The organism is Terricaulis silvestris (assembly GCF_009792355.1).
Classification (GTDB): domain Bacteria; phylum Pseudomonadota; class Alphaproteobacteria; order Caulobacterales; family Aquidulcibacteraceae; genus Vitreimonas; species Vitreimonas silvestris.
The window spans coordinates 1,783,638-1,795,915 of record NZ_CP047045.1 but is presented as its reverse complement, the minus strand read 5'-3'; the positions used below and the strand labels follow the sequence as shown (position 1 = coordinate 1,795,915).

Sequence of the window (12,278 nt, the reverse complement as noted above, 5' to 3'; positions counted from 1 at the left end):
GTCCTGGATTTGGGGCGTCCACGCGGCGCTTGCCGTGCTGGCCAACCCTGTTCGGAAGGTCGAGCGCGTCATCGCGACGCGCAACGCCGCCTCACGGCTGCCTGACAACATTGAGCCGCACATCCTCGGGCCGGACGCCATCGACGGCATGCTGCCGCCAGGCGCGGTGCATCAAGGGTTGGCCGTGCGCGCGTTTCCGTTGGAACCGCATTCGGTAGAGACCGCGTGTGGGCCAGCCGATGGGCGCAGCGTGCTGGTGCTCGATGGCGTGACCGATCCGCAGAATGTCGGCGCCGCGTTCCGCTCCGCCGTCGCGTTCGGTGCGCGTGCGGTGATCTTGCAGGACCGCAAGTCGCCGCAGATGACGGGCGTGCTGGCGAAAGCGGCGGCCGGCGCGATCGAACTCGTGCCGCATGTGCGCGCCGTGAATCTCGGACGCGCTGTCGAAGAACTGCGCGCGCTTGGATATCTCACCGTTGCGCTTGAAGGCGAGGCTGAGCTTGCGCTGGATGAAGCGCTCAACGATCCGCGCCCTGTTGCGCTGGTCCTCGGCGCTGAAGGCAAAGGCTTGCGCCCAGGCGTCGCGGAGGCGTGCGAGAAGCGCGCACGCATCCCGATTGCGTCAGTGATGGAAAGCTTGAACGTGTCGGCTGCGGCGGCGGTTGCTCTCTACGAAGCCAAACGCTCGCGCTAGTGCGCGGCTTTGGCTCCGCCCCGGAAGAACATGCTCTTAATCAGAAAGAACACGCCGGTGATGATGAGATAGCCGAGGAAGAGGACGAGTACGCGCGTCCAGAACGTCTCTTCCATGATCGGCGGCAAGGTCACGTCACCACCGCCGCCGGCCAGCACTGGGGCCAAGCGCTCGATGGCAATGTGGATGATCACGGCGACCAGCGAGATCGGAAGCCATTGCCTCCACGAGCCCATGAAGATCACCGCGGCCAGCGCGATGATGAGACCCTTGGGGTCGTTCACCGTGCCAAAGCCCTGGCGAAGATATTCGACGGCTTGATCGACGTATTCCATAGGCTCGCCCCTCCACTTGGCCATTGGGCGCGTTCCCCTGCCGCCCGGCGGCGAATTTTTAGGGAGGAAACCCGGCCTCGGCAACGCCGAAATGGCCCCTGGTTCCTTTAGGGCGTCCTACTCCAGGACCAGTGACATCAGAACATCGTCGCACTGCTTGCCGCCGACGAAGATTCCGCCTGGAATTCGCCCGCTCTCGCGGAAGCCAAGGCGCTCGTAGAGCCGGTGCGCGTGGGTGTTCTCGCCGTTGACCCAGAGCGCGATCCGCGAGGCGCCGCGCTCGCGCGCGCCGTCGATGGCCGCGCGCATCAGGGCGGTGCTGGCGCCGGTGCCGCGCCCGTCCGGGTGAACGTAAACGGCGTGCACCCAGAACGTGTGCGCGAGCGAAGGATACGGAAGCGCGTCGATCGAAAGCTTGCCGACCAGACGCGTCTCCAAGAACGCTCCCCACGCATCGCCCCGCTTCAGCATGGCCGCGACGACTTCGTCGGGCTGCGCAGCGTCGGTCTCCTCGGTGTCGACCATGGCCAGCGGCGCTTCGATCATGCCGTAGCGATGCAGCGCCCGGTACTCGGCCAGATTGGCGACGGTGAGACGGCGGACGTCCATCAGCCGGCGCCGAACCGCGCTGCCCACTCCGCGACTTGCTCGTCCTCGATCTTCTTGAACAGCACGTCCGGCGGCGTGATCGGGTGATTGCGCGGCAACGCGTCCCAGACACCGGCATCATCCGGCTTCGGCCAAGTACGATTGGCTTCCGGCACGCCAAGCGCATCGAGAACGGTCTTCGCCGCATCGGGAATGAACGGTTGCGCCAGGATGCCAAAGATCGCCGCTGCGTTTAGTCCGGTGCGCACGCCGACGGCGGCGGCGTCACGATCCGTTTTCAGTGCAGTCCACGGTGCGGCGACTTGCAAATATTCGTTGCCCGCGACCCAAATCGCGCGGAGTTCGGCGGCGGCTTTGCGGAATTCCATCTGCTCGTGCGCGCGCGTGAGCGCGGCGAGACGTTCGGCAAATTCCTTTGCCAATTTCTCCTCGTGCGCGCCAGGTGCGCCGCCATCAGGAACAACGCTGTCGAACTTCGACGCCGCGAATCGCGTGATGCGGTTGACGAAATTGCCGAAGACGTTGGCGAGATCGGCGTTGATGGTTTGCTGGAATTGCTCAAGCGTGAACGCGGCATCCGAACTCTCCGGCGCGTTGGCCATCAGATACCAGCGCCAGTAATCGCTCGGCAAAAGCTCAAGCGCCTGGTCCATGAAGATGCCGCGCTTCTCGCTGGTCGAGAACTTGCCGCCGTACCAAGTCACCCAGTTGAACGCCTTTAGGCGATCCACCAGCTTCCACGGCTCATCTGAGCCCATGATAGTCACCGGAAAGCTCACGGTGTGGAAGGCAACGTTATCCTTACCCATGACCTGAATGTAGGTGACGTCGTTTGCGCCGTCAGTATGACGCCACCAGCGCTTCCAATCGTTGCCGGTGGCTTCGCTCCACTCGATCGTCGAGGCGATGTACTCAATCGGCGCGTCGAACCAGACGTAATAGACCTTGTTCTCGAAGCCAGGGCGCACCTCGCCGTCCTTGATGACCTTGATGCCCCAAACCAGATCGCGCGTGATCGAGCGCTCGATCAGGCCTTCATCGAGCCACTTGTAAGCGATTGAACGCGCCAGCGCTGGCCAATCTGTTGACGCGTCCACCCAAGCGCGGACGCGATCCTGCATCACGGGCTGCTTCAGGAAGAGATGCGCCGTGTCGCGCGGTTCGACATTGGTTGAGCCGGAGATTTTTGAGCGCGGATTGATCAGCTGGATCGGGTCGAGCAGCGTTTGACAATTGTCGCACTGATCGCCGCGCGCACGCTCAAAACCACAAACCGGACATGTGCCCTCGACGTAGCGATCCGGCAGGAAGCGCTTGTCGTCGATCGAGTAGATTTGCTTCGAGACACGTTCTTCGATCAAACCGTTCTTCTCCAGCACTTCACCGAAATGCTGCGTTAGCTCGTGGTTCGGCGGATTGGACGATCGGCCGAAATGATCGAACGACAGCCGGAAGCCGTCGCACGCATCCTTCTGGATTCTGAACTGCGCGTCGCAGTATTCGCGCACGTCTTGCCCGGCCTCAGCGGCCGCCAACTCAGCCGGCGTGCCGTGCTCGTCGGTCGCGCAGATGAACAGAACCTCGTGGCCCTGCAGCCGGCGAAAGCGCGCGTGTACGTCTGATGGCAGCATCGAACCGGCCAGATTGCCGAGATGTTTGATGCCGTTGATGTACGGAAGCGCGGAGGTGATGAGGTAGCGGGCCATGAAGCCCGCTACCTAGGACGCCGCCCTATCGCTCCGCAAGGTTACGACGTGGCTTTCAGGCGGGTGTAAGCGTCGCGCATCATGCCGCCGTAGCGCTCGACTTGGCCCGAGCCGTTATACCCCCGCGCGAAGCCCTCCCAATCCTTGCGGACGAGTTCGTCCGCAAGGTTGTTGGAGCGCACGAAAGCGGCGAACGCTTTGAGCTGCTGAGCTTGTGAACGGCACATGTCGGTGACGAACGCTTTCGGATCGGCGAAGCCGCACGCCGCGTGGTTGAAGCCCATGATCTGGAACAGACCATAGCTCGCCGATGCGACCGCGTTTTGCGGATCGAGTGCGTAGGCGGCCGCGAGCTGATCCCAGCGCTCGGCCTGGGTGCGCGGATATTTCGACGCGTCCCAGGTCGGATACGAGATGGTTGGGTTGGTCGCGTCGAAGCGGCGATTGGTGCGGCGCGAGAAGATGTGCGGCTCGAACAGAATGATCGGGCGTCCATCCGGGCCAAACGCGCCGGCGCGGCCGCTTTCGACCTCGACCACCGCCTGCACAGCTTCGACCTCGCAGCCGAGTTCCGTGGCGATGACCTCGTAGTCCGCCCGCGTCAGCGCCGCAGTGCTGCCTGCGCGCAAAGTGGTGAGGTAGCCGTCATTGACCAGCGGTGGTAGCGCCGCAAACGCATTGGCCAGCGCTGTTGCATAGGCGGCAGCGCCTGGCCCGCCTTCGAATTCGCCGGCGAACGCGGTCCAATCGCGGCGTTGCAGTTCGTCCGCCAAGCCGCCGCGCGTCACGTACGCTATGAACGCAGCGAGTTGACGCGCTTCCGATTGCGCCATGTCTTGCACGAAGGCCCAGACGTTGGCGTAACCAGCGGTCGCGTAGTAGCGGCCGGGCAATTGGAACGCGCCCCAGCTCGTCGCGCCAAGCGCCGCTGCCGGATCAAGTGCGTAAGCTTCCGCAACTTTGGTCCAACGCGAGGACTGAGTGCCGCCGAGCGGCGCGCGGCTTTGGTTTGAGATGCTCGGGTTGCTGGCGTCGAAACGGCCGCCAGTCGCTTGGCTGAAGTAGAACGGCTCGAACGAGATCAGCAACTTCTGACCGGAGAATCCCGGCCCGCCGCTTTCGACGCGCAGAATGGCTTTCAGCACGTTCGCGTCCGCGACGCCGAGCTGCGTCGCGCCGGTGATGATCGCATCGTCGGCAAGTCGCGCGGCATCTGTTGCGCGCAAACTATCGAGCGAGAATCCAGCAGGCGGACCTGATGGCGCGGCCGGCGGTGGCGCAGGCGGCGCGGCTGGCGGCGGCGCAGCTGGTGGTGAAGCAGGCGGGCTCGCCGGCGGCGGCGGCGCGGGCGGCGTTGCAGGCGGACGCGGCGGTGCGGGTGGTGTCGCGGGCGGACGCGGCGGTGGCGGAGGCGGTGGGGACGTTGGGCGCGGCGGCGTTGAAGAGCGGCGGCCGAAGATTGCGCCGAACACTGAATCCCAGAAGCTCATTTTATCCCCCGATATCGTGCTCAGACGCAGGCGCAGTCCCCGTGCGCCAAGGCAGCGGCATTAACCTTATCTCGCGAACGTTGCAATCGCGAGCCGGATACGGCAGAGCGCCCATCCTTCCGGATGAGCGCCCTAACCTTCCTGCATTTTCCGTGTGTTACGGCGGATCGATGATCGTGCCAGCGACGGCGCCGGTCACACCGCCCACGGCCGCGCCGCGTTCACAATCTTCATCATCGATGGCGCAACCTGCCGCTGCACCGACACCGGCGCCGACAAGCGTACCGCAAGCTGACACCAAGCTCAGTGAGCCGAGGGCGAACGTTGCGGCCAGAAGCGTTTTCAGGGCTTTCATGTCCGTTCTCCATTCTACATGGAGCCAACGGCTCGTGAAAAATGCCGTTCCACGGAACACTTAGTCCTGGCAGAAACGTGATGTCGTATGCCGCCATAGCTCAGCTGGTAGAGCACCTGATTTGTAATCAGGGGGTCGGGGGTTCGAGTCCCTCTGGCGGCACCATCCTGCTCACGCGGCTGTGATCGGGTTCCCGCTCCTATCTTCGGAATGCGCGGAAGAAATCTGAACGGCGACCCGTTCTCCCATCGAACCCGGCAGACGCCGGCTGCTTGACGAGGAGACCGATCATGAAAACCACCCTGTTCACCGCGGCCGCGGCCGCTCTTTTGCTCACCGCCGCGCCCGCTACGGCGCAATTGGTCGGCGGCAGTGGCGGCGTTGGCGGCGTCGTCAGCGGCACGACCGGCAGCGTCACTGGCAGCGTGACGGGCAACGGTTCTGTAGGCGCCGACACCAGCGGCGTCACCAGCACCGCGCGTTCGACTGTCGATCGGACCACCGCACGCGCACAACGTGAAGCCCGCCGTGCCGAACGCGCTGCACGTCGCGCCGCGCGTGAAGCCCGCGAACGTGGCGAAGCCGCGGCCGACCAAGCGCGCAGCATCAACCCGAGCGTGAATGCCGGCGGCGGCGCCTCCGGTTCGGCCAACGCCGACACCAACGGCGCAAACGCGAATGCGAGCGTCAACGCCAACGCAACGGCCACGCCGCGCTAACAGCACGAAACTCTCTCTTGGATGACTGGCGGCGGATCTTCGGATCCGCCGCTTCTTTTGTTGCGATGACGGGAAGAGACTTACGGAACGACCGCCCAGTTGCTCTCACGACCGGCGCGTTCCTGTTCAGCGTCAAACGGCTCCCCGCTAATCATCGCATCGACGGCGTCGAGAATAGCCGGCGCGTCGGCGCCCGCTTGGCGAAACTCGCCCTGCGCATCGCCGTGGACCGCAACCTGCACGGCCCAGCGATCGTTCTCGCGGCACGCCAGCCCCGATGTCGTCTCCGCTTGCGCCGCATGCGAGAATGTGCGGCAGACTTGGCCGTCATTGGCGCGGAAGGTGAGGCCGATGCGGGTGGCGGCGCTTTGATTGGTGGCGTCGCTGGCAAGGCGCGTGTCGAGCACACGCGCGAGATCGGCGCCGGCATAGCGGCCATCGCCGACAAGCAAATCGTTGGACGGTAATACCGCGTGGCCAACCAGCACTCCCACGACGAGGCTCGCTGCCATCGCGGCCCATGCGGGCGGGCCGAAGCGCGCTTTGCGCGTGTCACGATGCACCGCCAGGTCCACGACCGGCGGCGGTTCATTGGCAGCGACATCGCCGAGTAGCGCGCGCAGCCGCTCCGGGACGGGTTCTGTGAGTACTGAATCGTAAGCCGTATGCAGCGCGCGGCGCACCGCACGGAACCGCGCCACGCGCGCTGCAAGTGGTGGATCTTCGGCCATAGCCGCTTCGACGCGCTTTGCGTCCATCGCCGGCATCTCGCCGTCGGCGTACGCCATCAGTTCTTCATCTGTGAGCTTCATCACGCGCCCTCCGCGCGGCCGGACAAGCGCGCTTCAATCGCAGCACGGCCCCGCGCCAGCCTGCTCGTCACCGTTCCAATCGGCACATCGAGCATCTCAGCCGTTTCGCGATACGAAAATCCTTCGACCAACACCAGCGCCAGAACCAGCCGTTGTTCTTCCGGCAACGCTTCCATCGCCGTACGGGCGGCTTGCGCCTCCAAGTGCGTTTCCATCTCGGCGGCGCCGCCGGTTCCCACATTCAAGCCGGTCTCCTCCGGCGCAAGCACACGGTCACGGACGCTGCGGGAGCGGACTTCATCGATCCAGGCATTCTTCATGATGCGAAACATCCACGAATCCAGCCGCGTGCCCGGCGTCCACGCCGCGAGATTGCGTAACGCGCGTTCCACCGCGTTCTGAACGAGGTCGTCGGCCTCGTCAGGGTTTCGCGTCAGCGCGCGCGCGAAGCGCCGCAGGCGCGGCAGCAACGCGAGCAATTCGCGGCGGACTGGATCGCCAGGGGCGGCCATTCCACCTCCTACAACGGAACGCCCCCCGATTTTCATCCATTTGACGGGAACTTTAGCTGACGGAAGAAATTAGCCCGGCGATCCGTTAGAACTGCCGAATGCTCTTCAAACGCCTTCTCATTTTGGCTGTTGCCGTCGCGGCGGCCAGCGTCGCTTCGGCGCAAGTGCTGCCGGGCGTTCCTGGCGTTGGCGGGACCGTGGGCGGCGTGCTCAGCGATCCGCTCGGCGAAGTGGAGCAAACCACGCGAGACGTCTCTCGCGTGTCCACCCGCGAACTACGCAACGCGCGCGATGTCGCCGCACGCCAATTGCTGCGCCGCTACCCCAATCAGATCGATACCGACCCGGACGGCGCGATCGTCGTTCGCCGCGAGATCGTCGCCATTGCCCCTAGTGAGGCAGCGCTTGCGGCGGCGCAAGCGCGCGGATTCACGGTCGGTGCGGCGGTGGAGTCCGGGGACCTTGGGCTCAACGTGGTGGTGTTGCGCGCGCCGGCGAACATGCCGACGCGCCGCGCCGTGGAACTCTTGCGCGAGATCGATCCCGATGGCGCATACGACTACAACCACATCTATCTCGGCGCTGGCGACACGCCATCGATCGCCAAGCAAGCCCGCGATCGAACTGGCTCTACGGCGGGCGTGCGCATCGGGCTCATCGATTCCGGCGTGGACGCCGATCATCCGGCCTTCGCCGGCGCAAATATTCAACAGCGTGGTTTCGGAGGAGAGGCCCGCGTCGGCGCACACGGCACAGCGGTGGCTTCCTTGATTGCCGGCACACAAGGTGCGGCGCCCGGCGCTACACTTTACGTAGCAGACGTGTACGGCGGCGCGCCGACAGGGGGCGGCGCAACCGCGATTGTCGCGGCGCTCGGGTGGCTCGTGCAATCCCATGCGCGCGTGATCAACATTTCGCTAGTTGGGCCAAACAATCGCGCAGTGGACGCAGCGGTTCGCGCCGCGATCGCGCGAGGCGCCGTGATCGTGGCCGCCGTCGGCAATGACGGCCCTGCCGCAGCACCGCTCTATCCAGCCTCGTATCCCGGAGTCGTTGGCGTCACCGGCGTCGATGCGCGCAACCGTGTTTTGCCCGAGGCGGGCCGCGGCGCGCAGGTGGACTTCGCTGCGCCCGGCTCGGACTTCTCGGCGGCCTCGCTCGGGAGGCGCTATGCCGCGATACGCGGCACCTCTTATGCAGCGCCCATCGTGACCGGGCTCCTTGCGCGCGCCGGTGGAAACGCGGCGGCGCTGGCAAATGACGCGATCGATCTCGGGCCACGCGGCGCCGACCGGACATTCGGCGCCGGCCTCGTTGGCCAAGACATCCGCGATAGCGCACGGCGCCTGGCGCGGCGCTAAGCCGCTCGACGCGAGCTTGCCGTTCGGCGCGCCCGAGGCAAAACTGCGCCACCCTCGGAGGACATATCCGCATGCGCATTCTGGTTTTGCCTGCTTTGCTGCTCGCCCTCGCCGCGTGCGGACCCTCGCAGCCGGATTCGTCCGCACCTCCCGCGCCAGTAGCGCCTGAAGTCTCCAACGAAGAAATGCAGGCGCGTATCGCGGCGTTGCCGGCGCCGTACAACGAAGCCAGCTACGAGGGCGGCCGTCGTGTGTTCGCGCAATGCCGCTCTTGCCATACGATCGACGCTGGCGGCGGCAACCGCGTCGGACCGAACCTGCATGGCGTTTTCGGGCGCGAAATTGGCACGGCCGAAGGCTTCACCTATTCGCAGGCCGTGCAAGACGCGAACTTTGTCTGGGACGCCGATCATCTCGATCATTGGCTGGCGAACCCGCAGACGTTCCTGCCCGGCAACCGCATGGCGTTCGCAGGCGTGCGCGATGAAACGCAGCGCCGTGACGTGATCGCTTATCTGATGGCCGAAACCGCGCCGCAGTGATTACTCAGCTGGACGCGCAAGCGCCTCGGCGTGCTCGTAGTCTTCGATCGCCTTCGCCGTTGCTTCCGGCGACTTGGTGTAGCGCGCCAGCAAATCGTAGAACACCGGCACGACGAAGAGCGTCAGCATCGTCGCGACGGCGAGACCGAACACGATCACAGTGCCGATGGTCATGCGGCTTTCGGCGCCGGCGCCGTGGCCAAGTACAAGCGGAATGGCGCCCACGATGGTCGCGATCGACGTCATCAGGATGGGCCGGACCCGCAGATCCGCCGCTTCGATGATGGCTTCGCGCACGGACTTGCCTTCATCGCGCAGCTGATTGGCGAACTCGACGATCAGAATCCCGTTCTTGGCGCCCAGCGCAATCAGGATGATGAGCCCGATCTGGCTGTAGATGTTCAGCGTGTTGTCGAACAGGAAGAGCCCGAATAGCCCGCCCATCACGGCAAGCGGCACCGCGAGCATGATGACGATCGGGTGCACGAAGCTTTCGAACTGCGCCGCCAGCACCAAGAACACGACCAGAAGCGCGAAGCCGAAAGCGAAGATGATGGCGCCGCTGGCTTGTTTGAACTGCCGCGCCTGGCCAGTGTAGTCGATCGAGATCGGCTGATCGCCGATTTCTGTGAGCGCGATCTGCTCCAGCTCCGTCAGCGCATCCCCGATCGCAGTGTCGCCGCCGATCGAGGCGCCAATGGTGACAGCCGCCTGCCTGTTCATGCGGCGGCGTTCGGCGGAATCGCCGACGGTTTCCATGGTCACCAACGTTGCCAGCGGGACCAATTCACCGGTGCGATCGGATCGCACATATTTATTGCTCAAATCCGCGATGTCGGAGCGTTCGTCGCGCTCGGCTTGGAGGTAGACGTAGTACTCCTCGCCGCGGTCGGTGATGGTGTTGACGCGCCGCGATCCCATGGTGGCTTCAAGCGTGCGGCCGATTGCCTGCACCGAGACACCGAGTGAAGCCGCGCGCTCGCGATCGATCTGGACCAGCACACGTGGCGATGTCGGCTGATAATTCATGCGGGGGCGTTGGAACGTGTCGCTCTCGCGCATGCGATCCATGATGCGTTCGGCCACCGGCGCCAGCATGTCGTAGGTCGAGCCAAGCAGCACGATGGACGCGCCATCCCCGCCGCCGCCGCCGCCGCTTTGGAATGGGCTGGTCGCGCGTGCACGCACCGTCGCGCCGGGGATTTGGCCGAGCGCGGCATTCATGTCCGTTTCGATTTCGGCGGCGGTGCGGTGACGGTCTTCCCAGTTGGCGAGGAAGACCCGCGCGAAACCCGAGGAAAATCGATTGGTGCCGGCGTCGCCGAAGCCGGGTGCGACGATCATGATGCGCTGCGCCTCGCCGCTTTCGACGTAGGTCATCAGCACCTGTTCGACCTGGCCGACGACGCGGCTGGTGTATTCAAACCCAGCGCCTTCGGGCGCCTGGATCTGCACGTTGATGCTGCCACGATCTTCAGGCGGCGTCAGCTCAGAGGAGAGCTGCGAGAAGATCGTAAAGCCGAGAAACAGCACGCCGCCGAACACGGCAAACACGATTGGCTTCGCGGCGAGCGCCATTTCGAGCGAAGCGCGGTAGGACGCGCGCAAGCCGCCCAGCAGGCTGTCGACCACGCGCGACAGGCGCGTGCTGGTCTTTACGGACTTGACCAGCTTCGAGCACATCATGGGCGACAGCGAGAGTGACGCGAACGCCGAGATCACCACGACGCCTGCGATCGTAATCGCGAGCTCGACGAATAGGCGGCCGACGTAGCCGCCAACGAACAGCAGCGGCAGGAACACCGCCACCAACACCGCCGACGTCGCCACCACCGCGAAGAACACTTGCCGCGTGCCGCGTTCGGCCGCCAACAGCGGCGGCTCGCCGAGCGTATCGACGCGCCGCTGCACGTTTTCGAGGACGACAATGGAGTCGTCGACAACCAATCCAATCGCCAACACGAGGGCGAGCAAAGTGAGAAGGTTGATCGAGAAGCCGAAGATCATCATCACCAGAAAGGCGCCGATCAAGCAGACCGGGATGACCGCCGCCGGGATGAACGCCGCGCGCCACGATCCCAGGAACAAATAGATCACGAACACGACCAGCAACGTTGATTCCAACAGCGCCTGGCCGACGCGCTGAATGGCGCGGTCGATGAAGAGGGTCGCATCGTAGGTGAGGACGGCGTTCGTACCCTCGGGCAGGCCCGGCCGGATGCGCTCCATTTCGACCTTCACCGCGCGCGCCACTTCGAGCGCGTTCGATCGCGACTGGCGCACGATGCCGATACCGACTTGGTTGGCGCCGTTGCCGCGGAAGATGCTGCGCACTTCTTCCGGCGCGATCTCGACGCGCGCCACGTCGCCCAGCCGCACCACCGCGCCGTCGGCGCCAGGGTCGTTCAGCGGCAGGCGCTGGAATTGCTCCGGCGTTTCGAACGCGCGCGCGACGCGGACTTGGTAATCGCGTTCCTGGCTCTGCACGTAGCCCGCCGGGAGTTCGACGTTTTGCGCCCGCAGCGCAGTCTCGACGTCTTGCACGGTAAGGCCCCGCGCTGCGAGCGCGTTAGTGTCGAGCCAGATTTTGAGCGATCGGCGGAAGCCGCCGCCGATCTGCACATTGGCGACGCCGTTCAACACGGCGAGACGATCGACGATGTAGCGGTCCGCGTAGTCAGTCAGCGCCATGCGGTCTAGGTTGGTCGACTCTAGGCTGAACCAGAGGATCGCGTCAGCGTCGGCGTCAGCCTTACGGATGGTGGGATCGTCGATATCCGCTGGCAGCTGACCGCGCGCGCGATCGACAGCGTTGCGCACGTCATTGGTCGCGTCTTCGAGATCGCGCTCGAGCGTGAACTCGATGTTGACCGAAGATCGGCCGTCGCGGCTGGTCGCGTTGATAATGTCGATGCCGTCGATGCCGGAGAGCTGATCTTCGATCGGCCGCGTAATCTGGTTTTCGACGACCTGCGCTGAAGCGCCCGGATAGCTCGCATTGATCGAGACGACGGGGCGGTCAACGTCAGGCAGCTCGCGCAGCGGCAGGCGCGTGAACGCGATCAGGCCAAAGGCGATGATAATCAGTGAGAACACCGTCGCCAGAACGGGCCGGCGGACGGAAAGGTCGGAGAGCGTCACGC

12 protein-coding genes and 1 tRNA gene are annotated in these 12,278 nt (G+C 64.8%); 5 read left to right on the top strand and 8 right to left on the bottom strand.

Going from position 1 to position 12,278, the window contains the following annotated elements; translation table 11 throughout:
• Window positions 1-34 precede the first annotated feature (34 nt).
• Entirely contained in the window at window positions 35-694 is a 660-nt protein-coding gene (locus DSM104635_RS09065) for a TrmH family RNA methyltransferase (protein ID WP_158765893.1), read from the top strand.
• On the opposite strand, the gene DSM104635_RS09060 is transcribed toward DSM104635_RS09065, so the two are convergent.
• The 5 genes from DSM104635_RS09060 to DSM104635_RS09040 all read right to left on the bottom strand — a co-directional run bounded on the left by DSM104635_RS09060 (window position 691) and on the right by DSM104635_RS09040 (window position 5,189).
• On the bottom strand, window positions 691-1,053 hold the full coding sequence (locus DSM104635_RS09060) for a hypothetical protein (RefSeq protein ID WP_158765892.1): 363 nt from the start codon (window positions 1,051-1,053) through the stop codon (window positions 691-693). The genes DSM104635_RS09065 and DSM104635_RS09060 overlap by 4 nt on opposite strands.
• 93 nt (window positions 1,054-1,146) lie before the next feature.
• Window positions 1,147-1,638: a GNAT family N-acetyltransferase gene (locus tag DSM104635_RS09055; RefSeq protein WP_158765891.1), complete on the bottom strand. Its 492-nt coding sequence runs from the start codon at window positions 1,636-1,638 to the stop codon at window positions 1,147-1,149.
• Entirely contained in the window at window positions 1,638-3,344 is a 1,707-nt protein-coding gene (gene metG / locus DSM104635_RS09050) for a methionine--tRNA ligase (RefSeq protein WP_158765890.1), read from the bottom strand. The genes DSM104635_RS09055 and metG overlap by 1 nt, the downstream gene beginning before the upstream one ends.
• A gap of 41 nt (window positions 3,345-3,385) precedes the next feature.
• Window positions 3,386-4,834 (bottom strand): N-acetylmuramidase domain-containing protein, encoded by a 1,449-nt coding sequence (locus DSM104635_RS09045; RefSeq protein ID WP_158765889.1) that lies wholly within the window; start codon window positions 4,832-4,834, stop codon window positions 3,386-3,388.
• A gap of 157 nt (window positions 4,835-4,991) precedes the next feature.
• Entirely contained in the window at window positions 4,992-5,189 is a 198-nt protein-coding gene (locus DSM104635_RS09040) for a glycine zipper 2TM domain-containing protein (protein ID WP_158765888.1), read from the bottom strand.
• A gap of 89 nt (window positions 5,190-5,278) precedes the next feature.
• Here DSM104635_RS09040 and DSM104635_RS09035 point away from each other — a divergent pair.
• Together DSM104635_RS09035 and DSM104635_RS09030 are read left to right on the top strand one after the other, a co-directional pair.
• A tRNA-Thr gene (locus tag DSM104635_RS09035) sits at window positions 5,279-5,354 on the top strand.
• 125 nt (window positions 5,355-5,479) lie between these two features.
• A complete protein-coding gene (locus DSM104635_RS09030; RefSeq protein WP_158765887.1) occupies window positions 5,480-5,908 on the top strand; it encodes a hypothetical protein in 429 nt (142 codons plus the stop codon).
• A gap of 80 nt (window positions 5,909-5,988) precedes the next feature.
• Here the strand turns inward: DSM104635_RS09030 and DSM104635_RS09025 are convergent, their stop codons facing one another.
• Together DSM104635_RS09025 and DSM104635_RS09020 are read right to left on the bottom strand one after the other, a co-directional pair.
• Entirely contained in the window at window positions 5,989-6,720 is a 732-nt protein-coding gene (locus DSM104635_RS09025; RefSeq protein ID WP_158765886.1) for an anti-sigma factor family protein, read from the bottom strand.
• Window positions 6,720-7,232: an RNA polymerase sigma factor gene (locus DSM104635_RS09020; RefSeq protein ID WP_158765885.1), complete on the bottom strand. Its 513-nt coding sequence runs from the start codon at window positions 7,230-7,232 to the stop codon at window positions 6,720-6,722. The genes DSM104635_RS09025 and DSM104635_RS09020 overlap by 1 nt, the downstream gene beginning before the upstream one ends.
• 98 nt (window positions 7,233-7,330) lie before the next feature.
• Between DSM104635_RS09020 and DSM104635_RS09015 the strand changes: the two genes are divergently transcribed.
• Together DSM104635_RS09015 and DSM104635_RS09010 are read left to right on the top strand one after the other, a co-directional pair.
• Window positions 7,331-8,593, top strand: a complete 1,263-nt coding sequence (locus DSM104635_RS09015) for a S8 family serine peptidase (protein WP_158765884.1) — start codon at window positions 7,331-7,333, stop codon at window positions 8,591-8,593.
• 71 nt (window positions 8,594-8,664) lie between these two features.
• Window positions 8,665-9,135: a c-type cytochrome gene (locus DSM104635_RS09010; protein ID WP_158765883.1), complete on the top strand. Its 471-nt coding sequence runs from the start codon at window positions 8,665-8,667 to the stop codon at window positions 9,133-9,135.
• Here DSM104635_RS09010 and DSM104635_RS09005 read toward each other — a convergent pair whose 3' ends face one another.
• Window positions 9,136-12,276 (bottom strand): efflux RND transporter permease subunit, encoded by a 3,141-nt coding sequence (locus tag DSM104635_RS09005; RefSeq protein WP_158765882.1) that lies wholly within the window; start codon window positions 12,274-12,276, stop codon window positions 9,136-9,138. It abuts the gene before it with no gap.
• Between the last annotated feature and the right edge of the window lie 2 nt (window positions 12,277-12,278).